Genomic DNA, 24,821 nt, shown 5'->3' on the forward strand with positions numbered 1-24,821 from the left:
GTTACAGCGCGGCTCCGTCTGACAGACGCGGGGCCTTGCGGCCACCAGCATTGGCGCAGCCCACGACTCAGGAGACGCCCGCATGATTTTCGACGCCATTCGCGAAAGCCACGACCTGCAACGCGACCTGTGCCGCAAGCTCACCGCGTCACGCGGGGACATGTCTGCTCGTCAGCTGCTGTTCCTGCAGCTGAAGGTTGAACTGATGGCGCATGCGGCGGCCGAGGAGCGCTTTCTGTACATCCCCTTGCTGATGGAAGACGGCGGTCTGGACGCCTCGCGGCATGCGCTGCACGAGCATCACCAGGTGGATGAGTTGCTCGAAGACCTGTCGGTGCGCAACAAGCAGCAGGACGGCTGGATCGCGACCGCAAAGCAGCTCAGCTTCAAGGTGCGCCACCACCTGAAGGAAGAGGAATCCAAGTTCTTCCACGTCGCTGGCCGCCTGCTGTCAGACACGAAAAAGGACCAGCTCGCCGGCAAGTACAAGCGCGAGATCGTGCGCATGCGCAAGCATTACGCCGCCGAGTACCAGACCGTGTCCGTGTCTGCGGCGACCGGCCTGGTCAAGCCCGCCAAGCCGGCCGCCGACAAGCCGGCGACGCGTGGCAATGCCAGTGCCGGCGCTCAGCTGCGCGGCATGAGCAAGCCGCGGCGCACGGGCTGAAGCGAGGCGGGTTTCAGCGGCCGGCGTCGGACGCCGCTGCGGCTGGCGGGATGTCGAACGAGAAGGTCTTCTCGAAGACATGGTCGCCCGGCTGGCAGCGTGAGGTTTGTAGCGCCTCGCTGACGGCCTGGACGATGCTGCGCTGGGCGCGCCGCTCGACACCCCGGGTGAGGGCCGAAATCTCGACCGCAACGACCCTGCCGTCTTTCACCGTCGCCTTGGCGCGGTAGGTGGCCTGGCCGCTCCAGTCGACGACCGGGATCTTCGGGGCCTGCACGCGGCAGACCTCGTCCGAACTCGCAGGCTGCTGCGCCAGCGCAGGTCCCGCAAGCAGCAGGGCGCTGATGGTGGCCAGCGCGCGCATAGTCGTTGTCATCTTGGAATCTCCCTGTGAATGGCCGTCTGCGGCGAGCGCAGCCGCGCGCAATATAGCGGCGCGGTCACAGGGCGAGCGCTTCAACCCTGGGTCGGCCGGAACACCCGCACGCGGTGGCCGTCGGGGTCGGCCGTCACGGCCGTGTAGCCGAAGTCCAGCGCCGTCGGCGCCTGCAACACGGGCCAGCCGGCGGCCTGCCAGGCGGTGCAGGCGGCCTCCACCTCGGCATCGCTGCCGACGGTGATGCCGATCTCCGCACCACCGCCGCGCAGGCTGCTCACGGGCTGCGCGTCGTGTGCGGCCCAGAGGCCCAGCATGGTCTTGTCGTTGAGCATGAACATCGCGAAGTTGGGGCTCTGCTCGACGGCCTCGCGGCCCAGCAGCGAGCGGTAGAAGAGGGCGCTCTCGGCGGGGCTGTTGACGTAGAGGATGAGGCAGTCGGGTTGCATGGCGGGCTTTCGTTGAGTGAGAGCGGTCATGCTCGGTGCCGGCGCTGACGGGACGTGTCAGCAGCCGAGGGTCGAGGCCCAGCGGTAGTTTTCACGTCGGCGCCGGTGATCCCTGGCGGGGTGGGCTTTGCGTCTTTGTTGATGAGCCTGGCATGTCGTCGGGCTTCAACTCACCGGAGCCCATCATGGCCGCATTGCCCGTCACCATCGCCCTGAAGAAGATCAAGTGCCGCATCGAGACCGACGAGGTCGGTTCGGACGAGCCCTATGTGCTCGTCACCGCGGTGGACCTGTCCAACCCGCTGCTGCCCAACGCCGAGGTCACGCGCTACGGCCCGTGGGGCGGCGTGGACGCAGGCGACACCTGCACCACGCACCCATTGCAGCCGGGCATCAACCCCAGCGACATGCCCCTCTTCGTCTGGCGCGTGAACGCCTGGGGTCCATCGGGCCAGGCCAAGGCCATTGCCAACCCGGCCAACGCCATCCTGCTCGTGTCGATGATGGAGCACGACGACGGCAAGCCCGCCACCGCACGCGAGCTGGTCAAGGCCGCCGTCGTGGGCGCGCTGGCGGCGTCCGCCGGCATGACGCGGGCTCAGCGCGTCGACAAGCTGAAGGCCGACATCAACGGCGCGCTGGGCATCCCGACGGGCTTCCCCAACTTCGACGACCGTGTGGGCTCGACCAGGGAGGTGCCGCTCAGCGCCAACCTGCTCAACGTGGCGGCCGGCCCCAAGACCAAGACGATCACCATCGTCGGCGACGGCGGCAAGTACGACGTCACCTTCGTCGTCACGAAGGGCTGAATAGAAGCCCCTCGCCCAGTCGCGCTTCGCTGAACGCGAGCGCACCTGGTCGGTCCCCCGAGGGGACGGCGATGCTTGCGGCATTGGGCCGCAAGCACATCGCCAGCGCGGGCCGGCTTGGGAGCGGCCCGGCGCTCGGCCCGAATGCCGCCTATTTAGTGATCACCTGCTCTGCCGGGCAGACCTTGGTGGGGTCCGGGCACTTGGGCTTCTTGGGGCCGATCTGCTGGCCGCTGGTGCCCTTGTTGCTGCCAACCCCGCCGCCCGAGCCACCGGCGTTCGGCGCGGCGCCGGTGTTGGTGCCACCCGCCGTGGTGGCACTGGCGGCGGCGCTGGGCTGGGCTTTCTTGGCCGGGGTTGCGCCGGTGGCTTGTGGCGCGGGGTCGGCCGCCTGGGCGGCGGTGGCCGCGAGCAGCAGGCTCAGCGGCAGGGCAATGAAGCGACGCATGGGAGAGTCCTTTCAGTAGCGCAGCAGCGCGAGGAGGGCCGCCCGAGACGGGCGTGCGGAAGAGGACAACGAAAGCAGTTCGGTGCGGATCCGGCCCGCATCGGCACGAGTGTCCAGCGCCTGGGCGTAACGCGCCAGTGCGGCCTGGGCGCGCACCTGGGCTGCGGGCTCGATGACCCAGCCGGCCAACGCGGCCAGGGCCTGCACGCGCAGGCGGTCCGGGTGTTCCGGCGGCAGACCCACGTCGGCCGCCGCTACGGCCGCGATCAGCCGCTGGCGCGCCGGCTCCGCATGGCCGAGTTCAAGGTGGGCCATGCCAAGCAACGCCAGGCCCAGCCAGCGGTCCGCCGGGTCCGCCGCGCCGCTGGCCTCGGCCGCGTCCAGCCAGGTCAGCGCCTGCTGCGGCCGGCTGCGGCGCAGTTCCATCTCGCCCAGCAGCAGCTGCGCGCGCCAGGCCGAGGTGGAGCCCTTGGTCGGCGAGAAATAGGCCTGGGCCGCGCGCAGGCGTGCCTCGGCCTGCGGCAGCTCACCCGAGCGCAGTTCCAGCCGCGCCAGGATGAGGCCGAGCAGCGGCCGCGTGTCGGGGTCGGCGGCGGCCTGCGCGTCGGCCAGGGCGCGCCGGGCCTGGGCCAGCGCGGCCTCGGGCTGGCCATGGTGAAACAGCGCCTGCGCCCACCAGGCCCGCGCGTAGAGCGTCTGCGTGTGGGTCGCACCCAGCACGCGCTCCAGCTCGGCCACGGCCTTGCGCAGCAGGGCCTCGGCCTGGGCGTAGCGGCCCAGCTCCACCTCCAGCGTGGCGGCGGAAAGCCGAGCCAGCGCGGCGTCGACGGGGCGCGCCGATGCGGTCGCCGTAGCGACGGCTGCAAACCACTGCCGGGCCTCGTCCCACTTGCCTTCGGCACGCGCCACGGCGGCGAGGAGGTCGGCCGCCTTGATGTAGCTGCGGTGCTGCGCGGAGTGGCGGGCCAGCGCCTTCTCGGCGGTTTGCGTCAGCTGCGTGCGGGCTTCGTCGAGGTGGCCGGCTTCCAGCGCCATCTCGCCCAGCGTGGCGCGCGCGAACAGTTCGAAGTCGTCGCTGCCCGACGCGGCCAGCCCGCGCAGCAGGGCCTGTGCCTGCAGGGCTTCGCCCTGCCTTTGCAGTACGGTGGCCAGCTCGAAGTCGACCTCGCGCTGCTCGGCCGTGTTCGCATGGCCTCGTCGCAGGGCCTCGGTGCGGCTGACCTGCAGCGCTTCCCGTGCCTGCGCGAGATCGCCGTTCTGCACCAGCAGCAGGCCCAGGGGCCGGGCTACGTCCGCCAGCAGGGCCGGGTCATCGCCCAGCCGCCGCTTCGCCTCGGCCCAGCTGCGCCGCAGCAGCTCGATCATGGGTACGGTGGCGCTGCCCGACGCATCGGGGCTCAGCCCGGTCAGCAGCTCCGTCAGCACGCTTTGCACGCGCCGGGTGCGCTGGGCCTCGCGGCTGGCTTCGCGCCATTGCCAGGTGGCGGCCGTCACGCCGGCGATCAGGCTGGCGAGCACCAGGCCCAGCGCCGCCAGCTGCAGCCGGTAACGGCGCGCGAACTTGGCGCTGCGGTAGGCCAGCGAGTCGGGCCTGGCGGTGATGGGCCTATGGTCCAGGTAGCGGCGCACGTCGTCGGCCAGCGCGCTGGCGCCGCCGTAGCGGTCCTCGGGCCTCTCCTTCACCGCCTGCGCCACGATCAGCGCCAGCTCGCCGCGCAGCTTTGGCCCCGGTTCGCGCTGGCCGGTGAGCAGCAGGCAGAGGAGGCGGCCCAACGCGTAGACGTCGGTGGCCGTGCTGACCGGCTCGCCGCGCAGCTGCTCGGGCGCGGCGTATTCGGGCGTCAGGCCGGCAGCGGCTTGTCGCGTCAGCTCGGGGCCTGTGTCATCCGCCAGCAGCTTGGCGACACCGAAGTCCAGCAGCTTCACCTGGCCGGCGTCGGTGACGAGGATGTTGCCGGGCTTGAGGTCGCGGTGCACGACGAGCTTGGCATGCGCATGGGCCACCGCGTCGCAGACCTGCAGGAAGAGCCGCAGCCTCGCCTCGGTGCTCAGGCCCTGCGCGTCGCACCAGGCGTCGATGCGCTCGCCCGCCACCAGCTCCAGCACCAGGTAGCGCGTGGCCAGGCCGCCGAGGTTCGTCTCGCCGATGTCCAGCAACTGGGCGATGTGCGGGTGGGTCAGCCGCGCCAGCAGCTCGCCCTCGCGGCGAAAGCGCGCGCGCGCTGACTCGCCGCGCCAGGGGCTGTGCAGCAGCTTGATGGCCGCCTCGCCGCTGTGGGCGCCGTCGCTGCGTCGCGCCCGCCACACCTCGCCCATGCCACCGCTGCCGAGCGGCGCGACCAGCGTCCATGCGCCAAGCACCTGGCCGGCAAGCTCGGGCGCGGTGGGCATTTGGGCGGGCTCGGCGAGAAAGTCCAGCGCCTCGGCGGCGCGGTCTGCGGCGATGAGTGCCTGCAGCCGCGCGCGCTGTGCCGGTGGCAGCGCGGCCAGCAGGGCCTCGCGCTCGGCGGGGGTGGCGTCCTGCCACGCATCGAAGGCGGCCAGCGCGCCCGCCCGATCCGACGTGTTCACGTTTGCAGAGCTTCGAACAGAAAAGCCCGCGCCTTGCGCCAGTCGCGCTTGATCGTGGGCACCGACACGCCCAGCACCTCGGCAATCTCCTCCATCTCCAGCCCACCGAAGAAGCGCATCTGCACGACCTGGTGCGCCCGGCCGTCGGCGCGCTCCAGCGTTTGCAGCACCTCGTCGAGCTGGAGCACGTCGGGGGCGCCCAGCTGCTCCATGGCGGCGGTGGACAGCGTCACGTCCGCCACGCCGCCGCCGCGCTTGTCGGCGTGGCGCTCGCGCGCGTGGTCGACGATGACGCTGCGCATGACCTTGCTTGCATGGGCGAAGAACTGCCCGCGGTGCAGCGCGCCTTCGCGGCCAGCGCTTTTCAGCCACACCTCGTGGATCAGCGCGGCCGGCTCCAGCGTCATGGGCTCGTGGCCGGCCAGGTGGCTGCGCGCCAAGCGCTTGAGCTCGGGATAGAGCAACGTGTAGAGCCGGTCGCGGGCCTGTGCGTCGCCGCTGGCGAGGGCCGTCAGCAGCAGGGTGATCTCCGTCATGGGCGCGATGCTGCCTCCGAGCGCGTGCGCAGGGAACCCCCACCTTGGCGCGCGACAATGCGCGCCCTGCTCACCGCACCCGAACGATCATGTCCGACGCTCCCGCCACCCGCCCTGAACTCCCCGACCACCTCAGCGTCGACCCGCGCAGCCCCCACCACGTCGCCGCCGTCTTCGAGCACGACATCGGCATCCGCTTCAACGGCAAGGAGCGCAACGACGTGGAGGAATACTGCATCAGCGAAGGCTGGGTCAAGGTGCCCGCCGGCAAGACGCTGGACCGCAAGGGCCGGCCGCTTTGCATCAAGCTCAAGGGCGCGGTCGAAGCCTTCTATCGTTGAGCCATCAGGATCAGCGCTGCTGCCGCCAGCAGCGCGATCCAGGCCGGATGCCGGCCACGGTTGCTCCACAGCACCAGGCCCGCGCCGGCCGTGAGTGCGGCGGCGATGGCGCCCTCGACGACACCGCCCGACGCGGCCTGAGCGGCCGGTTGGGCCAGCCACAGCAGCAGCGCCGCGAACGCCCAGGCCATCACCGTCACCAGATGCCAGCTGGCCCACAGGATGCGTGTCTGGAAGGCGCGCAGCACCGGCGCGCCGCCAGTGGGCACGATGCCGCCTTCACGCAGGTGGCGAAAGATGCGCAGCTCGCCCAGCCACGAATGCGCGAGACCAATGAGGAAGACGAGCGCCGCTGCGCCGAGAAGCCACGCGTTCATGCTGGCCTCCTAGCGGTCAGCTTCAGCGTCAGCCCGTTCTCCGGCCGCAGCGTGACGGCCATGCGCGGCTTCGGCGCCTCGGGGCCCACGGGTGCCAGCTCGAAGCGTTGCAGCACCAGGGCTGCGATCAGCGTCATCTCCAGCACGGCGAAATGCTGGCCCAGGCAGACGCGCGGGCCGATGCCGAAGGGGATGTAGGCGCCGCGCGGGATCTCGCGTGCAGCCGGCAGGAAGCGCTCAGGCTTGAAGGCCAGCGGCGCATCCGGCCACCAGCGCGGGTCGCGGTGCAGCAGCCAGGGCGTCACGCGCACGAGGGTGCGGGCGGGCAGGCGCACGCCGCCAACGGTGATGTCGCGCGTCAGCCGACGCGTCATCAGCGCGGCCACGGGCGGGTACAGGCGCATGGCCTCCTTCAGCGTGGCACTCAGATACGGCAGGGTGCCCGCGTCGTCGGGTGTCGGCACGCGGCCGGCCAGCACGCCATCCACCTCGGCGCGCACCTGCGCCTGGGCTTGGGGGTGGGCGGCCAGCAGCCAGCTCCACCACAGCAGCGCCGTCGCGCTGGTCTCGTGGCCAGCCTGGAAGCTCACCATGCACTGGTCGTAGACCTCCTGCGGCGACAGCGCCTCGCCGGTGGCCTCGTCGCGCAGCGCCTTCAGCATGCCGAGCAGGTCGGTCCTGCCATCGTCACCCGCCGTGCGCCGCGCGTCGATGTGGCCGCCCAGCAGCCCGTGCAGCAGCTTGCCGGCGCGGCGCTTGGCGGCCTTGCCAGGCAGGGGCAGCCAGTCGGGCAGCGTGAAGGGCCAGAACATCTCGGCCAGCGCCGTCTCGCTGAGCACCTGCACGGCCTGGGCCGCGGCGGCCGTGTCCTTGCCGATGGGCGTGCTGAACAGCGTGCGCGAGATGACGTCCATCGTCAGGTGGCTGAACAGCGCGTCCATCGCCACCTCGCCCGGGCGCACGGCGTCCAGCCCCTGCACGGCGGCCTCGGTCATCAGCGCCGCGTAGCCGGCCACGCGCTTGGGCGTGAAGGCCGGCATCAGCATGCGGCGCTGGCGCTGCCAGGTGGCGCCCTCGGTGACAAGCACGGACTGGCCCATGAGCTCGGCGAACACCTCGGGACCGCGCTTCCAGCGCACCAGCGCGTCGGCGTGGTCCACCATGATGGCGCGCAGCAGCTCGGGGTCGAACACGTCCACGCCGCGCTCGCCCAGGATGGTCTGGGCTACCAGGTCGCCGAGCGGGCGCTGCGCCGAGATCACGGCGAGGTAGTCGCGGCGCATCGCCATCAGCACGGGGAAGCCCCACCAGCGGGTGGGATGGCTCGGGAGATCGTTCCAGCTCAGTGAAGTCATGCCCGAATGCTGCGCTTTCATGCCCGTGAGGGTCTTGAACGAATGCGACACTGACCCCCCATGGATGACGCAGGCACCCATCTCTGGCTCCCACCGCTGGCCCTGGCCGGCTGCGTGCGCGGCGTCATGATGCGCGACACGCGCGGCCGCCAGCTCGGTGCTGTTGAGCGCGAAAACTACTTCCCCGCGACGCCGCTGGTGCAGCTGTTCTGGTGGGCCGAAGGCAGCAGCGAGTGGCTGGCCACGCCGGGTTTCTCAACGCCGCCGGACGGGCTGCGCCACGCACCGGTTTTGCTTGGCGGGCCGTTCACACTGCCCACGCACACGCGCAACCCGGGCGGCATGTGCGCCTTCAAGCTGCTGCTGTTGCCCGATGCCTTCACGGCGATGACCGGCGTCGTGCTGGACCGCCACGTCAACCAGGTCGTCGACGCGCGCGATGTGCTGCCGCCCGACTGGCGCGACTGGGTCGGGCGCATGTCTGCAGCGGTGGATGACGCGACGCGGCTGCAGTTGCTGGAAGCCTTTCTGGTGCCGCGCTGGCAGGCGCTGGGCACGCAGCAGCCAGGCCACCGATACGCCGCCTGGACCGAGGCGCTGGCCGTGCGCGCCGCCACCAGCTCTGCTGGCCGCAGCCTGCGCCAGCTGGAGCGCCGCATCAAGGCCTGGGCCGGCCTGCCCATGCGCGAGTTGCGCGCCGTGTCGCGCGCCGAGAACGCCTTCTGCGCGGTGGTCGCGGCCGAGGGGCAGCCCGGCTTCAACTGGGCCGATATCGCTGCCGAGGCCGACTTCGCCGACCAGTCCCACCTCTGCCGCGAGACGCGCCGACTGACCGGCTTCAGCCCCGAGGACCTGCGCCGCCGCATCCAGGTCGAGGAGGCCTTCTGGGCCTATCGCCTGTGGCGATGAAGCGCTGGTTCCTGGGCCTGCTGGCCAGCTGCGCCTGGGGCTTTGCCGCAGCCGCGCCGGGCTGCCCACAGCCGCTGCGCATCGGCTTTCCCGACATCGCCATGCCCCCGGGGCTGCTGAGCCAGGGCGAGCGTTTTGCCGACCCGCCGGGCTGGCAGGTCATGGCCGTGCGCGATGCATTGGCGCGCATGGGCTGCACCGCCGAGCTGCTGCGCCTGCCCAGCCGCCGACTCAACTCCTCGCTGGAGCAGGGACTGCTGGACTTCGGGCTGGTCTACAGCGCCACGCCCGAGCGGCTGGGCACGCTGGCCTTTCCGCTGGACGCGCAAGGCCTGCCCGACGCGGCCTGGGCGCCCGCCTTCGGCCACGTCGTGCTGCTGGCCCGCCCCGGCGTGCAGCCGCCCAAGGGCTGGAACGGCGGCCGCCTGCCGGCGGGCTGGCGGGTGGGCGTCGTCGAGGGGTCGGTGCAGGAGAACATCGCGCGTTCGCGCGGCTGGGTCGTGGAGCCCGTCAAGATGTTCGACAGCGCCACCCAGATGCTGCACGCCAGCCGGTTCGACCTGCTGCTGGTGGCGCGCGAGGCGGTGGCCCCCGAACTGCGTGCCTCGCTGGTGGAATGGTCGCCGGTGGTGGCGCGGCTGCCCTACTTCGCGCCGGCATCCCGGCAGCAGGCCCAGCGCCACCCAGACTGGACCCGCCAGTTCTGGCGCGAACTCTGCCGATCGGTGCGCCGGCACGCGCCGGATGTCCGCCCGGCGGAGTGCGGCATCGTGCCGCAGGCCACATTGCGGTGAGCCCCGCGCGAGAATGTCGGCTTCGTTCATCAACGGAGTTTGAACATGTCCGATGCCATCGTCATCGTGTCCGCCGCCCGCACCCCCATCGGCGGCCTGCTGGGTGATTTCGCCGGTCTTGCCGGCTGGGAACTGGGCGCTGTCGCCATCAAAGCCGCCGTCGAACGCGCCGGCGTGCCGGGTGATTCAGTCGATGAAGTCCTGATGGGCAATTGCCTGATGGCCGGCCAGGGCCAGGCGCCCGCCCGCCAGGCCATGCGCCGCGCCGGCCTGCCCGATTCGGCCGGTGCCGTGACGCTGAGCAAGATGTGCGGCTCCGGCATGCGCGCCATGATGTTCGGCCACGACATGCTGGCGGCCGGCTCAGCCGAGGTCGTCGTCGCCGGCGGCATGGAGAGCATGACCAACGCGCCCCACCTGATGTTCGCGCGCAAGGGCGTCAAGTACGGCGCGGCGCAGATGTACGACCACATGGCCATCGACGGCCTGGAAGACGCCTACGAGCGCGGCAAGGCCATGGGCGTGTTCGCCGAGCAGTGCGTGTCCAAATACGCCTTCAGCCGCGAGGCGATGGACCAGTTCGCCATCACGTCCACGCAGCGCGCCAAGGCCGCCAACGAGAGCGGCGCCTTCGACTGGGAGATCGCGCCGGTGACGTTCAGCTCGCCCAAGGGCGACACCGTCATCAAGTTCGACGAGCAACCCTTCAAGGCCAAGCTCGACAAGATCCCCACGCTCAAGCCCGCCTTCAAGAAGGACGGCGCCATCACCGCCGCCACCTCGTCCAGCATCTCCGACGGCGCCGCCGCACTGGTGCTGATGCGCGAGAGCACGGCCAAGGCGCGCGGCCTCACGCCGGTCGCCCGCATCGTCAGCCACTCGGTGCACGCCCAGGCGCCCGACTGGTTCACGACCGCGCCGGTCGGCGCCATCCAGAAGGCGCTGGCCAAGGCCGGCTGGCAGGCGTCCGACGTGGACCTGTGGGAAGTCAACGAAGCCTTTGCCGCCGTGACGATGGCGGCGATGGCCGAGTTCAAGCTGCCGCACGACATCGTCAACGTGAACGGCGGCGCCGTCGCTCTGGGCCACCCCATCGGCGCGAGTGGCGCGCGCATCGTCGTCACGCTGCTGGGCGCGCTCAAGGCACGCGGCCTTAAGCGTGGCCTCGCGGCGCTTTGCATCGGCGGCGGCGAAGCCACGGCGATGGCGGTCGAGCTGATCTGATGCTCGGCACCCACGATCTGCCGCTGTTCGCTACCACCGTCTTCGTGCTCAATGCGACGCCGGGCGTCGACATGGCCTACGCCGTGGCGAGCACGCTGCGCGGCGGCTGGCGCCAGGGCGTGGCGGCGGCGGTCGGCATCATGGGTGGCTGCGTGCTGCACACGCTGGCTGCGGCGTTTGGCCTCGCGGCGCTGCTGGCCACGTCGGCCGAAGCGTTTGCAGTCGTCAAGTACGTGGGTGCGGCCTATTTGCTCTACGTGGCCTGGGGCATGGCCAAGGCCGGGCTGAAGCCTGCGGCGACCGCTGAAGTGGCTGCGCCGCAATCGCTGTGGCGCACGGCGCGGCAGGGATTCTTCACGAATGCGCTGAACCCGAAGGTGGCGCTGTTCTTCCTGGCGCTGCTGCCGCAGTTCATCGACGCCGCCGCGCCCAACAAGACGCTGGCTTTTCTCTTCCTCGGCGGCTGGTTCATCGTCCAGGGCCTGCTCTTCATGCTGACGTTGATCGCCCTGGTCGCACCGCTGCGGCGCGCCAGGCCGAGGCCCTGGGTGGGGCGCGGCCTCAACCTGGGCGGCGCCGGCCTTTTCACCTTGCTCGCGGCCAAGCTGGCCATCACCAAACCATGAATGTCCTCATCATCGGCGCGTCGCGCGGCCTCGGCTTGGAGTTCGTCCGCCAGTACCGCGCGGCCGGTGCGCGCATCACCGCCACGGCGCGCGACGACGCCGCGCTGGACAGGCTGCGCGAGCACGGCGCCCGCGCGCTGAAGCTGGACGTGGCCGACGCGGCCAGCGTGTCGGGCCTGGCCGAGCTGGTCGACGGCGAGCGCTTCGACGTCGTCGTCATCAATGCCGGCGTCTATGGCCCCGACAGCAAGGGCCTGGAGGCCCCCACGGTGGCCGACTTCGACGCCGTCATGCACACCAATGTGCTGGGCCCCATGCGCCTGCTGCCTCAGATCGCCGAGGCACTGGCGCCGGGCGCGCGCGTGGCCGTCCTGTCGTCGCGCATGGGCTCCATCGGCCTGCGCGCTGGCACGCGCGGCTGGCTGTACGCGGCGTCCAAGGCGGCCGTCAATTCGGTGATGAAGGACGCCTCGCTGGCGCTTGCCGGCAAGGCCACCGTCATCAGCTTCCACCCCGGCTGGGTGCGCACCGACATGGGCGGCGCTGGCGCCGACATCGACGTGGCCACCAGCATCGCCGGCATGCGCACCGTGCTGGCCAGCGTCAAGCCGGGCGACTCCGGGTCATTCTTCAACTACGACGGGCAGAGGCTGGCCTGGTGAAGGCGCTGCGGGCCTGGCTTGGCGCCGCCGCGCTGGCGCTGAGCCTGGCGGCGGCGGCGGCGCCCCCGGCGCTGCATTTCAGCTTTGCGGCCTCGCCGGCGCCGGGCGCGGTCAGCCTGCGCTGGAACGCCGACGGCGGCGCGCCCCGCTTCGATACGGCCGCCGGCTACGGCTTCGTCGAGCGCACGTCGGCGCTGCCGGCGCGCACGGTGCACGTCACGACGGTGCGCAGCGGCGCGGACGGCGCAACGATCAGCGAGCCCGATTTCGAGGCCGGCGCAGAGGGCGACGACGCCAACCACTACGGCCTGGCCTTTCGCATCGCCGCGCCGCCGGGCGCCTATGCGGTGCGCGTGCGCACAACCGTGGGCGCGGACGAGGCCACCGTGTCCATCAGCGGGCTGCAGACCAGCCGCCTGCTGACCACCGCCTACTGGGACGCCGCCAGCCTGCTGCCGCACCGCAACCGCCTGCGCGTGCAGGGCCGGGACTGGCATTACCGCCACGTCAACGGCCGCGGCTTCATCGACATCGAGGTGGAGCCCCGGCGGCGCGGCGTGGCCGTGGGGCTGGAGGAGATCGAGCTGCTGCCACTGCCGCCCGAGCCGCGCGCGGACGGCGCGCCGCCGACGCTGTTCACGCTGGGCGACTCGACGATGAAGACCTACACCTTCGACGAGGCGCCCATGAGCGGCTGGGGCCAGGTGCTGGGGCGCCTGTTCGACGCTGAGCAGGTCAGGCTGCAGAACTACGCCATGGGCGGGCGCTCCTGGCGCAGCGCCTACACCGAGGGGCGGCTGAACGACCTGCTGTTGGCGGCGCGGGTGGGCGACGTGGTGCTGATCCAGTTCGGCCACAACGACGAGAGCACCGACGAGGCCCGCCGCTGGGGCCGCGGCGGCAGCGAGGCGATGGTGGAGGAGCTGATCCGCGCGGTCTACCTGCCGGCCATCCGTGCGCGTGGCCTGCGCCCGGTGCTGGTGACGCCCATGGCGCGCGTGCCCGTCGCGCTGAAGCCAGGGGAGGCTTATGTGGACTCCTTCCAGACGCGGCGCTTCCCGGCGCTGTTGCGCCGCCTGGGCGCCGAGCTGGGCGTGCCGGTCGTCGACCTGAACGCGCGCAGCGTGGCGTTCTACAACCAGGCCGGGCCGGCGGCCGTCACGGCGATGGTCATGTCCATCGAGGCCGGCGAAACGCCGGGCAAGACCAACACCGGCAGCTATGCCAACGGCCACCCGGCGGACAAGATCGACGGCACCCATTTCAAGGAAGCGATGTCCCGGCAGTACGCGCGGCTGGTCGTCACCGAGTTGGCGCGGCTCGCGGGGCAGGGCGACGCACTGGCCGGCAGCGTGGTGGCCTGGCTGCGGCCCGACGTGAAGGCGGCGCTGGCGACGGGCGACTGGTCGGCCGTCTACCCCGAGATCGCGCGCGACATCGTCGATGGCGACGGCGCCTACTACCGCAACCAGATCGAGAAGCTGCTGCAGCTGGGCGTGCTGAGCCTGGATGCGCAGCGGCTGTTCCATCCCGGCCAGCCCATGGACGCCCGCGAGTTCGCCGTCGCTCTGGCCCGGCTGTTGAATCTGCCGCCCGCAGAGGCTGCCGGCACCGGGCCGCTGACCCGCGAAGCCATGGCGGTGTTGCTGCTGCGTGCCTACGACGCCAGGTTCAGCACCAAGCCGGCCTATATGACCGACTACAACGGTGCCAGTGCAGTAGCCAACGCGCCTAGCCGCGACCCCAACCTGGACGGCGGCGCACGCAATGCGCGCTACGACCCCTTGCTGCCCTGGGCCGCGCTGGTCGATGGCGCCCAGGTTGCGCCCCCGCTGGTGCCCCAAGTCAGGCGGGCCTATGAGCTGGGGCTGATACGCTCGGAGCAGGGCATTGTGCGCGGCCGCATGCTCAATGGCGATGTTCTGGAGCCTCGGCAAGTCGTCAGCCGCGCCAAGGCCGCCAAGGCCTTGTATTTCATGTGGGTGCTGGCCCAGCCGCCCAAGGCTCAGAACGAGCAGGGCTGGCACTGAGCAGGCACGCCGGTTGCCGGGCGTCACCGGCGCAAGCATTTGTTACCTCCGAGCAGGTGGTAGCCGCTGCTAACGTCATGTTCCGGGCATCGTGCTTGCTTATATTGATCGGAAACGTCCGGTCACAAGCCGAGACGCTCCCCAAATTGCAGTACCAGGAGGAATGATGGACGCCACCGTTGCCGAATCCGGCACCAGCACCCTCGTGCGAGTGGGTGAAACCTGCGAGCGCATCGTGCGCTTCACGCGCGAGGACATTGCCACCTTCGCCCGAGTAACCGGTGACAGCAACCCGCTGCACCACGACGTGCAGGCCGCCCAGCGTGCCCGCCACGGCGAAATCATTGCAAGCGGCCAGCAGACGACGGCATTGATGATCGGCCTCGCGGCCAGCCACTTCTCGCGCAGCGAAGACGGTCAGGAGCGCGAGTTGCTGTGCCTGAATTTCAACTTCTCGTTCAAGGCACCGGTGTTTGCCGAGCAGGAGCTGGTGCTGCACTGGCGAGTGGCCAGCGTCGAATGGAATGCCTCGCTGGACGGCTGGCTCTTCCACGCCGACGGCCGCGCCACGGTGCGGCACGCCCACCCTTGCGTCATCGGGCGCGGCACGCTGCTAGTTAAGGCCGGGCAAGACTGAAGCAGGAGTAGTGCACCCGGGCCGAGCGCCGGGCCGCTCCCAAGCCGGCCCGCCATGGCGATGTGCATGCGGCTCAACGCCGCATGCATCGCCGTCCCCTCGGGGGCTGAGGCCGGACACGACGAGTCCTGTGGACTTGTCGTGCCTGCCGAAGGGCAGCCGCACTGTCGGCTGCGCGGTCTGCAAGACCGGTTGGGCGCGCACCGCGTTCAGCGATGCGTGCCTAGACGAGGGGCCTCACAGCCAAGCCCTGATCTGCGCGGCCAGCGTGGCCACATCGATGGGCTTGTCGATGTGGGCGTCGCAGCCGGCGGCCAGCGCGCGGGTCTTTTCCTCGGGCAGGGCCTGGGCGCTCATCGCCAGCACCGGCACGTCGCACAACGCCGGGTCAGCCTTGAGCCGGCGCGTGGCGTCGTAGCCGTCGAGCACCGGCATGCGCATGTCCATCAGGATGATGTCAGGCCGGCGCGCGGCGGCGGCCTCCAGGGCGAGTTGGCCGTTGACCACCCACTCGACCTCGAAACCGTCGGCCTCCAGCACATAGCGCGCGAGGTAGGCATTGAGGTCGTTGTCTTCCACCAGCAGGACGTGTGTCATGGCAATGCTTCAACCTCGATGACGAAGCGCGAGCCACCGCCCTCGGCCGGCTCGTGGCGGATGCGGCCGTTCATCAGGCCCAGCAACTGCGCGCTCAGGTAGAGACCCAGCCCCGTGCCCTCCTGCGCGCGGGCGAGGCCGCCGTCGAGCTGGCGAAAGGGCTGGAAGAGCAGGGCGCGTTGTGCCTCGGGCACGCCGGGGCCGTGGTCCCGCACGGCGATGACGAGGCGTTCGCCCTCAAGCTTCGCAGTGACCTCGACCTCGCCCTGTTCGCTGAACTTGATCGCGTTGCCGACCAAGTTCAGCAGCACCTGGGTCAGCTTGAGGCGGTCGCCCCGCCAGGGCAGCGACGGCGCCATGGCCAGCGTCAGCGTGAGGCCGCGTGTCTCGGCCAGCGGCCGCAGCTGGCCGGCCACCTCGGCGGCGACCTCGGCGATGTCCAGCGGCGCGACGCTGACCTCCGCGCGGCCGGCCTCGATGCGCGACAGGTCCAGCAAGTCGTTGATGAGGGCCAGCAGGTGGCGGCCGGAACTGGCCACGAAGCCGAGCTGGCGCTCCTGCTCCGGGGTGACCGGACCGCTGCGACCGGTGCGCAGCAGGTCGGCAAAGCCGAGGATGGCGTTCAGCGGCGTGCGCAGCTCGTGGCTCATGCGTGCCAGGAACTCGGACTTGGCCCGGTCCGCGGCCTGCAGCCGGCGGTGCTCGGCCGCCACGTGCTCGGCGGCCTTGCGCTCGGTGATGTCGTGCAGGAAGCCGACGAACAGCGTCTCGCCGTCGAGCTCGAAACGGGCGAAGCGGATCTCCACCGGCAGATCCCGCCCATCGGCGTGACGGGCCAGCGCTTCAACGGCGCGCCAGTCCAGCCGCTTCTCGCCCGTGGCCATGTGGCGGGCCAGGCCGGCGACATGCCCCGCCCGCAGTGCCTCGGGCTGCAACACCGCCAGCGGCTGCCCGGCGAGGCTGCCCGGCGCATGGCCCAGCAGCGTGTGGATGGCCGGGTTGGCGAAGCGGATGTGGCTGTCGGCGTCGATGATGACGGCGCCGTCGATGCTGGTCTCCCACAGCGAGCGGAACAGCGCCTCGCTGCGCAGCAAGGCCTGGCCGGCGGCCTGGTCCTGGCGGGCGCGGCGCAGCACCAGACCGGCGGCGACCAGGCCGAAGAGCAGGGCGCCGACGATCAGCAGGCCGTTCAGCAGGGTGCCGGTGAGCCGCGATGCCAGGCTCAGGCTGTCGGAGAAGCGCTGCTCCAGCGGCGTCAGCCGCGCATCCAGCGCCAGCACGCGGGGTTGCAGCGCGGTGCGGTCGGCGGTGGGCAGGGCGCGCGCCTGGTGAGCCAGCGCGGTCAGCTCGGCGATCAACGTGTCCGCCTCGCGCCAGACGGCCACGGAGTCGGCCATGTAGGGCAGGCCGCTGCAGCAGCGGTAGAGCCGGATCATGCCGGGCGCGTCGTCGGCATGGTTGCGCCCGTCAATGAAGCCTTGAACGGCTTCGGCGTCGTGCGCGCCGCCGCGGTCCATCGCTTCGCGGGCGCGCCGGTCGCTCAGCGGCACGGCGATCTCGCGCTCGAACACCTGGAACTGCGCCTCGTCGCCGGACTGCAGATACACCAGCAAGGCCAGCGTTGCGCTCTTCTGCGCGCGTGACCACTGGCTCTCGCCGGTCACATAGGCACGCGCCGCCGACAGCGAGGTCACGGCGAACAAGCCCAGCGCCGCCAGCAGCGCCGCCATCACCAACAACAACCAGGCCACGCGCCGCGCGCTGCGTGGCAGCGCGGGGGACGAGGTGGAGGCGGGGGCGGAGCTCACCATGGCCGAGTATGCACAGCGCTCGCCGGCGAGGGAACCTTTAGCGCCCCGACGGCAAAACTCACCTGCAGCGCCGCCCGGAGCCTGCTTATGCTGGCCGGCCATGAGGGAGAACTTGCCGATGCGCCGTGTGTTCAAGTTGTTAGGCCGATTGGGGCTCGGGCTGTTGGGGCTGTTGCTGCTGTTGACGCTGGCATGGGTCGCCAGCAACGGCCGCTGGGCCGATGCGGCGCCGCAGCCGGTGCCGCGCGAACTGCTGTTGCGGCCGGTGCAGGCGGCTCCGGAGCACAACGGCTTCGTCGCCGTGCAGGGATTGGATGCCCCTGACGGTGCGGACATCGATGCCGCTGGCCAGGCTGCGTTGAAGGGATTGCCGCCCCCCGCCGGCGACCGGCTGCGCTGGCCGACGGGCGAGTTGTGGAACTGCCGTGCCAGCAGGAGCGACTGCGCCAGGCTTTGGCACGACCAGGCAGCGGCACTGCGCCAGGAACTGGGCAAGGCCGCCGTGCTCGGCGCTCGCTGCGAGCGCATTGCGCAGATGCCGGCCTGGGAGGAGGAGGCGTGGCCGCAGCGGCCCGACGCTGGCCCGCTGGCCACGCTGCCCTTCGCGGCCCTGCCCATGCCGCGCTTGGCCGGTCTGCCCTCGTGCGTGCGCTGGCTGGGCATGCAGGCCGTGCTGGAGAAGGACGACAGCCGCGCGCTCGCGCTGCTGGCCCGTGCCGACGAACTTGCTCGCCGGGCGCTGGAGGGCTCGCGCAGCCTCATCGGCACGATGGTCGGATTGAGCGCGGTGGAGAACAACTGGGTGCTGGCAGGTGACGTGATTGCCTTGCGGGGCCTGGATCGTGCCCAATTGGTGGCACTGCTGAAGCCGCTGCCGGCGCTCACGCTCAGCCCGCGCAACTGGATTCCCCACGAGGCCCAGTACGGTCGCGAAGTGATGAGCGACCTGGTGGACCCGGTGCGTGGCTGCCATCAGGCGAAGGACGCGGAGGGCGAGCCAGCGGGGTCGTGGTTGGACCGTCAGTTGTGCCGGTTCGCGCTGGGTTCCATGCCCGAGCAGAGCCGGCAGGACAGTGACGCGCTCTGGCTACAGCTCTTGTCCACGCTTCCAGCGACGGGGCCGGCCGCCTGTGAAGTCTTGCAGGCTGAGCCCTGGGTCGAAACCACGCCCTTGCCTGCCTGGCGGAATACGGTGACGCGCTGGCTGCTCGACACGGTGGGCAGTCACTGGAAGAGCTACGTTGCTCGTCAGGTCGACCTGGAATTGCTGCGCCAGACGCTGCTCGCCACCGTCCAGCGCCAGCCTTTGCCGAGCGCGGTTCGCGTCGAGCGCAAGGCCGGCGGCCTGAGCTTTGCGGGCTGCCAGGCGCGGCTTGAGCTGAAAGGCATGCGCGACCCGATCAGGTTGCCGGCGCTGTAGGGGCAGCGCGCGCGGCTGGACAATGGCTCACCCCAAAACCAGAGGTCGAGCTCACCATGCTCTTATCCGAAGACCACCTCGCCGTGCAGGACGCCATCCGCGCCTTCGTGCAGGCCGAGATCGCCCCCCATGCCGCCGCCTGGGACAAGACGCACCACTTCCCGGCCGAGCAGCTGAAGGGCCTCGCGAGCCTGGGCTGCTACGGCGTGGCCGTGCCCGCTGAGTGGGACGGCGCGGGCCTGGACTACCTGGCCCTGGCCGTCATCCTTGAAGAAATCGCCGCTGGCGATGGCGGCACCAGCACGGTCGTCAGCGTCAACAACTGCCCGGTCTGCTCCATCCTGATGGGCTTTGGCAATGCCGACCAGAAGGAGCGTTTCCTCAAGCCGCTGGCACGCGGCGACATGCTGGGCGCCTTCTGCCTGACCGAGCCGCATGTGGGCTCCGAGGCCGGCGGCCTGCGCACCACCGCTGTGAGGGATGGCGACGACTACGTGCTCAACGGCGTCAAGCAGTTCATCACCAGCGGCAAGCAGGGCGACATTGCCATCGTCATGGCCGTGACCGACAAGGCCGCCGGCAAGAAGGGCATCAGCGCCTTCCTCGTGCCCACCGCCACGCCCGGCTACACGGTGGCGCGCATTGAAGAAAAGATGGGCCAGCACAGCAGCGACACGGCGCAGATCCTGTTCGAGAGCTGCCGCGTGCCCGCCGCCAACCGTCTCGGCGAAGAAGGCCAGGGCCTGAAGATCGCGCTGTCGGGCCTGGAGGGCGGGCGCATCGGCATCGCGTCGCAGTCGGTCGGCATGGCGCGCGCGGCCTTCGAGGCGGCGCTGCGCTACAGCCGTGACCGCGTCACCTTCGGCCAGCCCATCTTCAACCACCAGGCCGTGCAGTTCAAACTGGCCGACATGGCCACGCAGATCGAGGCCGCACGCCAGCTGATCTGGCATGCCGCCAGCCTGAAAGACGCCGGCCGGCCGTGTTTGAAAGAGGCCGCCATGGCCAAGCTGTTCGCCAGCGAGATGGCCGAGCGCGTCTGCTCCGACGCCATCCAGATCCACGGCGGCTACGGCTACCTCAGTGACTTCCCCGTCGAGCGTATCTACCGCGATGTGCGGGTGTGCCAGATCTATGAGGGCACGAGCGAGGTGCAGAAGATATTGATCGGGCGGGCGTTGGCGGCGGGGTGAGAAAGAGGATTTAGAAATTGAGGCCTGACCCCGAATTTTCTGCATGACATCATGAAGAAGCTATTGCTACTCGTGCTCGCTGCGCTTGGAATGCTTCAGGGTTGTTCGGGAGAGAAGCCCAAAGACGTTAGTGACGATCCCAAAATCAAGGCCTTCGTCGGGAGTCGTTACGAAGTTGTCGGATTGGTCTATGCCTATGGCATTCGCGAGCACTCGAAGGCGCCTGTTGATCTCATCACATTGATTCCGCCGCCGGGGATCGGAGGCTCTGAAGTCGGCTTCAGAACGCCGGTCCGCGTGGGTTCAAGAATCACGGTGCTCAAGGTGTTGAGAACAAATCGGGTGTTCGATCCGGATATGGATTTCGTTGTCAGACTGGAAGGCACCGAACTGCCAACCGAGGCGATCACCACAATTGAACTCTTCAGAGGCAACGAGGGCACTGGTTTCTTGCAGCTGAACCCGGCGATCTATCGAAAATTACCGGCAGCCCTTCAGATCGATTTGGGGGCATCAAAAATGAAGCCAAGCTCGACTGTCAGAAGTGATGCCTCGAGTCCCGCGTTCTCTCAAGGCACATAACCGTCGTCCGTGATCGCCCGCGCCGCCGGCTTGGCGATACCGGCGATGTCAAACAACAGCGGCCGATTCCCCCGCGTCGTCGGGAAGCCGGACAGCCACGTGCTGTTGTCCGCAATGCCCCAGGTGCTGACGCTTTGCAGGCTGGCGTGCTGCTTGAAGACGTTGAATAGCGCGCGGTACTGCAGGGCCTGCGCCTTCAGGGCGGCGGCCAGCAACGTGGCGTCGCCGGTGATGTCGGCCGCGCAGCCGGTCCGGCTTGCGAAGCAGGAGCCGGGGTCGTTGTAGAGCGACACGTCCAGCTCGGTGACGTGGTTGATGAGGCCCTTGTTGGCGACGCTGCGCAGCGCGTTGTCGACATTGGCTGTCGTCGGTGAGGCCGTGCTCACGTGCAACTGGTGGCCCACGCCGTCGAGCGGCACGCCCCTGGCCTGCAGGCTGGCCACGATGGTCATCAGGCGCGAGAGCTTGGCCGGGTCCTCCGTGCTGTAGTCGTTGATGAAGAGCTTCACATCGGGATCGGCGGCCCGGGCGGCGCGCAGTGCGTGCTCGATGTAGTCGGGTCCGAGGATCTGCAGCCAACGGGAGTTCCGCCAGGCCGAGCTGGCGTCGTCGCTGGTGCACTCGTTGACGACGTCCCAGCAGGCCACCTTGCCCTTGAAGTGCGTCACCACGTCGTGGATGTAGGTCTCGAGCCTGGCGCGCACCTCGGCGGCCGTGCCGGCGAAGAACCAATCGGGTGTCTGCGAATGCCAGCACAACGTGTGGCCGCGCACGACCATGCCGTTGGCGGCGGCAAAGCTGGCCAGCTCGTCCGCAGTCGTCCAGTTGTAGACACCGGGCGAGATGCCGAGGCTGGCGGGCTTGAAGCAGTTTTCGCCGGTGATCGAGTTGGCGTGCTTCAGGATGACCGGGTTGGCTATCGCGTTCTTGTAGCCGTTGGGGTCGGCAGCCATGCCAATCTTGAAGTTGGCGGCGAAGTAAGTCTTGAGGGCGGGGACGTCTGCGGGCGCTGGTGCAGGGGCCGTGGGTGCGGGACTTGGCGCAGCGCCCGCGCCGCCACCGCCGCCGCAGGCGCTCAGCACGGGGAGGGCCAGGCCGCTTAGCAGCAGGCGGCGACGGTCAGGAAGCGCCACAGACATCAGACGCCGAGCGATGCGAACGCCCGTTCCAGCACCGCGCCTGACGCCGCCAGCGCCTCGCGCTCGGCCGCATCCATGCCCGGCGCCATCACCTGCACCGCCCCGCCCGCGCCCACCAGCGCCGGCAGCGACAGCGCCACGCCGTCGCTCTGCACGCGGCTGACGGGCAGCAGCCGGTGCTCGTCGCCCACGATGCAGCCGATCAGCTCGGCCGTGACCAGGCCGATGGCGTGGTTGGTGGCGCCCTTGCGCTGGATGACCTCGTAGGCCGCGCGGCGCACGGTCTGCGCCAGCGCCGCTTCCTCGCTCGCCTGCCAGCCCGGCCAGTCGCGCAGCGCCACACCGCCCACGCGCGCGCCGGACCACAGCGGCACCGACGAGTCGCCATGCTCGCCCACCACCTGGGCATGCACCGACTGCGGCGCCACGCCCAGGCGCCCCGCCAGCCGCTCGCGCAGGCGGGCCGTGTCCAGCAGCGTGCCGGTGCCGATGACGCGCTCCGGAGGCAGCCCGCTGGCGGCCTGGACCACACGGGTCAGGATGTCGACCGGGTTGGTCACGATCAGCACGATGCCGCCAAAGCCCGCCAGCCCGCAGCCGATGTCCGCAGCGATGCGGGCGTTGTCGCGCAGCAGGTCGAGCCGGCTCTCATCCGGCCGGCCGTTGCGGCCCGCGGCCAGCACGACGATGTCGGCCTCGCGCATCTGCGCCAGTGGCACGGCGCTGACCGCGCAGCGCGGGTAGAAGGCCGCGCCGTCGGCCAGGTCCATGGCCTCGCCCTCGGCCACCGCGCCGCGAGCGTCGTGCAGCCAGAGTTCGCCGGCATGACCCGCCAGCAAGGTGGAGAACGCGACGCTGGTGCCGACCCAGCCCGTGCCGATGATGCCTATGCGTGCTTTCATGCGGCGCAGTATGGGCTGTTCGCGCCGGGCGCCGTCGATTCACCGACCCGGCTGGCCATCCGTCGCGCCGCCCTTGTCGCCTGACCTGCGCCGCCCCAGCATGCGCAGCAATTCGACTTGGAAGGATGGCGTCATGAGCGACGAAGTGCTGGTGGCAAAGGGTCTGCGCAAGGCCTACGGGGACAGGGTGGCCGTGCACGAGGTCAGCCTCGCGCTGCGCCCCGGCGAGGTGCTGGGCCTGCTGGGCCCGAACGGCGCCGGCAAGTCGACGACGGTGGGCATGATCTGTGGCCTGACCGCGCCCGACGCGGGCAGCGTGACGCTGGCCGGCGGCGTGAGCCTGGCGACGGACGAGGCCGGCTACAAGCGCCGCATCGGCCTGGTGCCGCAGGACATCGCGCTCTACGAGGAACTGCCCGCGCGCATGAACCTCGAACTCTTCGGCGCCCTCTACGGCATGCCGCCCGACCTGCTGAAGCGCCGCGCCGACGAGGTGCTGGCCATGGTGGGCCTGACCGACCGCGCCAAGGACAAGCCCTCGACCTTCTCCGGTGGCATGAAGCGGCGCCTCAACATCGCCTGCGCGCTGATCCACGACCCGGAGGTCATCCTGCTCGACGAGCCCACGGCCGGCGTCGACCCGCAGAGCCGCAACGCCATCTTCGACAACCTGGAGATGCTGAAAGCTGCGGGCAAGGCGCTGATCTACACGACGCACTACATGGAAGAGGCCGAGCGCCTGGCCGACCGCATCGTCATCATCGACCACGGCCGCGTGGTGGCCAGCGGCACGCAGGCCCAGCTGTTCGCGCTGCTGCCGGCGGCGCAGACGCTGCAACTTGAACTCGACGGCGAGCCGGCTGAGGCTTTGTCGGCCGCGCTGGCGGGCCTGCCCGGTGCGAATCGCACGGGCCAGCGGCTGGAGGTCAGCGTGAGCGACATCGCCCGCGACACCGGCGCCGTGCTGGCCGCGCTGGCCGAGCGTGGCGTCAAGGTGCGCGGCCTGGCCACGGCGCGGGCCACGCTTGAAGACGTCTTCCTGAACCTGACCGGCCGTCAACTGCGGGACTGAAACCATGCAAGCCATCCTCGCCCTCGTCCGTGCCGAGCTGAAACTGCACTTCTCCAACCGCCGCGCGCTGCTGCTCAGCATCGTCGCCCCCATCCTCATCGCCGCCTTCTTTGGCAGCCTGTTCGGCAGCAACACCAAGATGGCCGGCATCGCCGTCGGCGTGGTCGACCTGGACGGCAGCCCGCTGTCGCAGCGCGTCGTCGCGGCGCTGCAGGCCGAGGCCTCGCTGAAGACCACCGTCACCGACGAGGCCGACGCGCTGGTCCAGGTGCGCGCCGGCAAGCTGCGCGCCGTGGCGGTGCTGCCCAAGGGGCTGGGCCAGCAGGCAGGCGGCGCCATGTTCGGCGGCGCCAGCAAGCCCGAGATCGTGCTGCACTACGACCCCTCGCAGGCCAGCGTGCTGGCCGTCGTGCGCGGCTTGCTGGCGCAGACGCTGATGCAGGAGGTCAGCCGCTCCGCCCTCAGCCCTGCGGGCCTGGGCGAGATGCAGCGCCAGGTCAGCGGCGCGGCCAGCATGCCCGATGCCCGGCGCGCCGACCTGAACCGGATGTTCGACGCCATCGGCGCCGTGCAGCGCCAGGACACGGCGGCGGCGAGCTCAGCTTCAGCGCCCGAGGCGGGCGGCCTGTCCATGCCCTACACCACCCGCGAGGTCGAGGCCGTGCAGTCCAACGCCAATGCCGCGCCCGTGGCCTACAACAGCTATGCGCATTCCTTTGCCGGCATGGGCGTGCAGTTCATCCTGATGGCGGGTGTCGACATGGCCGTGGGCCTGCTGCTGATGCGCCGCCTGGGCCTGTGGAAGCGGCTGCGCGCGGCGCCGCTGTCGCGCACCCAGCTGCTGGGCAGCCGTGTGCTGGCCAGCGCGCTGATCTCGCTGATCGTCTTCACCGTCATCTACGCGGTGGCCATTGCCGCGTTTGGCGTGCGCGTGCTCGGCAGCCCGGCCGGCTTTGCGCTGGTGCTGGTGAGCTTCTCGCTGCTGACGGCCAGCTTCGGCCTGCTGGTGGCCGCCCTGGGCGGCACGCCCGAGGCTACCCGCGGCCTGGCCATCCTCACCACGCTGCTGATGGTGATGCTGGGCGGCGCCTGGGTGCCGGCATTCATCTTCCCCGAGTGGCTGCAGACCGTGTCGCTGGCCGTGCCGACGCGCTGGGCCGTCGATGCGCTGGACGCGATGACCTGGCGCGGTCAGGGCTTTGCCGAGGCGTTGCTGCCGACCGCCGTGATGCTGGGCTTCACCGCCGTGTTCATGGCGGTGGCGGTGTGGCGGTTCCGGTGGGAGGAATGAGGG

At 70.3% G+C, this 24,821-nt stretch carries 26 protein-coding genes; 15 read left to right on the top strand and 11 right to left on the bottom strand.

Going from position 1 to position 24,821, the window contains the following annotated elements:
• Positions 1-82 precede the first annotated feature (82 nt).
• Positions 83-667 (top strand): hemerythrin domain-containing protein, encoded by a 585-nt coding sequence (locus ACXRVZ_RS12330; RefSeq protein WP_457422180.1) that lies wholly within the window; start codon positions 83-85, stop codon positions 665-667.
• Between the two features lie 13 nt (positions 668-680).
• Here the strand turns inward: ACXRVZ_RS12330 and ACXRVZ_RS12335 are convergent, their stop codons facing one another.
• Entirely contained in the window at positions 681-1,043 is a 363-nt protein-coding gene (locus ACXRVZ_RS12335; protein WP_457422182.1) for a hypothetical protein, read from the bottom strand.
• 80 nt (positions 1,044-1,123) lie between these two features.
• Positions 1,124-1,492 (bottom strand): VOC family protein, encoded by a 369-nt coding sequence (locus ACXRVZ_RS12340; RefSeq protein ID WP_457422184.1) that lies wholly within the window; start codon positions 1,490-1,492, stop codon positions 1,124-1,126.
• A gap of 185 nt (positions 1,493-1,677) precedes the next feature.
• Here ACXRVZ_RS12340 and ACXRVZ_RS12345 point away from each other — a divergent pair, with 185 nt between their 5' ends.
• On the top strand, positions 1,678-2,301 hold the full coding sequence (locus ACXRVZ_RS12345; protein ID WP_457422186.1) for a hypothetical protein: 624 nt from the start codon (positions 1,678-1,680) through the stop codon (positions 2,299-2,301).
• A gap of 151 nt (positions 2,302-2,452) precedes the next feature.
• Here the strand turns inward: ACXRVZ_RS12345 and ACXRVZ_RS12350 are convergent, their stop codons facing one another.
• From ACXRVZ_RS12350 to ACXRVZ_RS12360, 3 genes are read right to left on the bottom strand one after another with little or no spacing between them, the layout of a single operon-like run.
• The gene (locus ACXRVZ_RS12350) at positions 2,453-2,749 is read right to left on the bottom strand and encodes a hypothetical protein (RefSeq protein ID WP_457422188.1); all 297 of its coding nucleotides are present in this window, start codon (positions 2,747-2,749) and stop codon (positions 2,453-2,455) included.
• A 12-nt stretch (positions 2,750-2,761) separates the two neighbouring features.
• The gene (locus ACXRVZ_RS12355; RefSeq protein WP_457422190.1) at positions 2,762-5,320 is read right to left on the bottom strand and encodes a protein kinase domain-containing protein; all 2,559 of its coding nucleotides are present in this window, start codon (positions 5,318-5,320) and stop codon (positions 2,762-2,764) included.
• Entirely contained in the window at positions 5,317-5,856 is a 540-nt protein-coding gene (locus ACXRVZ_RS12360) for an ECF-type sigma factor (RefSeq protein ID WP_457422192.1), read from the bottom strand. Before ACXRVZ_RS12360 ends, ACXRVZ_RS12355 begins: the two co-directional genes overlap by 4 nt.
• A gap of 89 nt (positions 5,857-5,945) precedes the next feature.
• Between ACXRVZ_RS12360 and ACXRVZ_RS12365 the strand changes: the two genes are divergently transcribed.
• Positions 5,946-6,197, top strand: coding sequence for a DUF3297 family protein (locus tag ACXRVZ_RS12365; RefSeq protein ID WP_457422194.1), 252 nt, complete (start codon positions 5,946-5,948; stop codon positions 6,195-6,197).
• Here ACXRVZ_RS12365 and ACXRVZ_RS12370 read toward each other — a convergent pair.
• Both ACXRVZ_RS12370 and ACXRVZ_RS12375 read right to left on the bottom strand, forming a co-directional pair.
• Positions 6,188-6,574 (bottom strand): hypothetical protein, encoded by a 387-nt coding sequence (locus ACXRVZ_RS12370; protein WP_457422196.1) that lies wholly within the window; start codon positions 6,572-6,574, stop codon positions 6,188-6,190. The genes ACXRVZ_RS12365 and ACXRVZ_RS12370 overlap by 10 nt on opposite strands.
• Complete coding sequence (locus tag ACXRVZ_RS12375) at positions 6,571-7,929, bottom strand: cytochrome P450 (RefSeq protein WP_457422198.1); 1,359 nt, start codon at positions 7,927-7,929, stop codon at positions 6,571-6,573. The genes ACXRVZ_RS12370 and ACXRVZ_RS12375 overlap by 4 nt, the downstream gene beginning before the upstream one ends.
• A gap of 60 nt (positions 7,930-7,989) precedes the next feature.
• Here ACXRVZ_RS12375 and ACXRVZ_RS12380 point away from each other — a divergent pair, with 60 nt between their 5' ends.
• From ACXRVZ_RS12380 to ACXRVZ_RS12410, 7 genes are all read left to right on the top strand, one after another.
• A complete protein-coding gene (locus tag ACXRVZ_RS12380; protein ID WP_457422201.1) occupies positions 7,990-8,838 on the top strand; it encodes a helix-turn-helix domain-containing protein in 849 nt (282 codons plus the stop codon).
• Positions 8,835-9,632 carry a hypothetical protein gene (locus tag ACXRVZ_RS12385; protein WP_457422203.1) on the top strand — a complete coding sequence of 266 codons (798 nt, stop codon included), beginning with the start codon at positions 8,835-8,837 and terminating at the stop codon, positions 9,630-9,632. Before ACXRVZ_RS12380 ends, ACXRVZ_RS12385 begins: the two co-directional genes overlap by 4 nt.
• Before the next feature lie 45 nt (positions 9,633-9,677).
• Positions 9,678-10,856, top strand: a complete 1,179-nt coding sequence (locus ACXRVZ_RS12390; RefSeq protein ID WP_457422205.1) for an acetyl-CoA C-acyltransferase — start codon at positions 9,678-9,680, stop codon at positions 10,854-10,856.
• Entirely contained in the window at positions 10,856-11,482 is a 627-nt protein-coding gene (locus tag ACXRVZ_RS12395) for a LysE family translocator (protein WP_457422207.1), read from the top strand. Before ACXRVZ_RS12390 ends, ACXRVZ_RS12395 begins: the two co-directional genes overlap by 1 nt.
• A complete protein-coding gene (locus ACXRVZ_RS12400; protein ID WP_457422209.1) occupies positions 11,479-12,144 on the top strand; it encodes an SDR family oxidoreductase in 666 nt (221 codons plus the stop codon). Before ACXRVZ_RS12395 ends, ACXRVZ_RS12400 begins: the two co-directional genes overlap by 4 nt.
• Entirely contained in the window at positions 12,141-14,174 is a 2,034-nt protein-coding gene (locus ACXRVZ_RS12405) for a GDSL-type esterase/lipase family protein (protein ID WP_457422211.1), read from the top strand. Before ACXRVZ_RS12400 ends, ACXRVZ_RS12405 begins: the two co-directional genes overlap by 4 nt.
• A 166-nt stretch (positions 14,175-14,340) precedes the next feature.
• The gene (locus ACXRVZ_RS12410; RefSeq protein ID WP_457422213.1) at positions 14,341-14,811 is read left to right on the top strand and encodes a MaoC family dehydratase; all 471 of its coding nucleotides are present in this window, start codon (positions 14,341-14,343) and stop codon (positions 14,809-14,811) included.
• Positions 14,812-15,048: 237 nt separating this feature from the next.
• On the opposite strand, the gene ACXRVZ_RS12415 is transcribed toward ACXRVZ_RS12410, so the two are convergent.
• Positions 15,049-15,408, bottom strand: a complete 360-nt coding sequence (locus ACXRVZ_RS12415; RefSeq protein ID WP_457422215.1) for a response regulator — start codon at positions 15,406-15,408, stop codon at positions 15,049-15,051.
• Positions 15,405-17,219 (bottom strand): PAS domain-containing sensor histidine kinase, encoded by a 1,815-nt coding sequence (locus ACXRVZ_RS12420; RefSeq protein ID WP_457422217.1) that lies wholly within the window; start codon positions 17,217-17,219, stop codon positions 15,405-15,407. The genes ACXRVZ_RS12415 and ACXRVZ_RS12420 overlap by 4 nt, the downstream gene beginning before the upstream one ends.
• Positions 17,220-17,319: 100 nt before the next feature.
• Between ACXRVZ_RS12420 and ACXRVZ_RS12425 the strand changes: the two genes are divergently transcribed.
• From ACXRVZ_RS12425 to ACXRVZ_RS12435, 3 genes are read left to right on the top strand one after another with little or no spacing between them, the layout of a single operon-like run.
• On the top strand, positions 17,320-18,639 hold the full coding sequence (locus ACXRVZ_RS12425; RefSeq protein ID WP_457422219.1) for a hypothetical protein: 1,320 nt from the start codon (positions 17,320-17,322) through the stop codon (positions 18,637-18,639).
• A gap of 56 nt (positions 18,640-18,695) precedes the next feature.
• Complete coding sequence (locus tag ACXRVZ_RS12430; RefSeq protein WP_457422221.1) at positions 18,696-19,832, top strand: acyl-CoA dehydrogenase family protein; 1,137 nt, start codon at positions 18,696-18,698, stop codon at positions 19,830-19,832.
• 51 nt (positions 19,833-19,883) lie between these two features.
• Positions 19,884-20,414, top strand: a complete 531-nt coding sequence (locus ACXRVZ_RS12435; RefSeq protein ID WP_457422223.1) for a hypothetical protein — start codon at positions 19,884-19,886, stop codon at positions 20,412-20,414.
• On the opposite strand, the gene ACXRVZ_RS12440 is transcribed toward ACXRVZ_RS12435, so the two are convergent.
• Together ACXRVZ_RS12440 and ACXRVZ_RS12445 are read right to left on the bottom strand one after the other, a co-directional pair.
• Positions 20,402-21,553, bottom strand: coding sequence for an endo-1,4-beta-xylanase (locus ACXRVZ_RS12440; protein WP_457422226.1), 1,152 nt, complete (start codon positions 21,551-21,553; stop codon positions 20,402-20,404). The genes ACXRVZ_RS12435 and ACXRVZ_RS12440 overlap by 13 nt on opposite strands.
• Positions 21,553-22,455 (bottom strand): lactate/malate family dehydrogenase, encoded by a 903-nt coding sequence (locus tag ACXRVZ_RS12445; protein WP_457422228.1) that lies wholly within the window; start codon positions 22,453-22,455, stop codon positions 21,553-21,555. The genes ACXRVZ_RS12440 and ACXRVZ_RS12445 overlap by 1 nt, the downstream gene beginning before the upstream one ends.
• Positions 22,456-22,588: 133 nt before the next feature.
• On the opposite strand from ACXRVZ_RS12445, the gene ACXRVZ_RS12450 reads away from it, so the two are divergent.
• On the top strand, positions 22,589-23,527 hold the full coding sequence (locus tag ACXRVZ_RS12450; protein ID WP_457422230.1) for an ABC transporter ATP-binding protein: 939 nt from the start codon (positions 22,589-22,591) through the stop codon (positions 23,525-23,527).
• Between the two features lie 4 nt (positions 23,528-23,531).
• The gene (locus tag ACXRVZ_RS12455; RefSeq protein ID WP_457422232.1) at positions 23,532-24,818 is read left to right on the top strand and encodes an ABC transporter permease; all 1,287 of its coding nucleotides are present in this window, start codon (positions 23,532-23,534) and stop codon (positions 24,816-24,818) included.
• The last annotated feature ends 3 nt before the right edge of the window (positions 24,819-24,821 follow it).

The organism is Roseateles sp. P5_E8 (assembly GCF_054177665.1).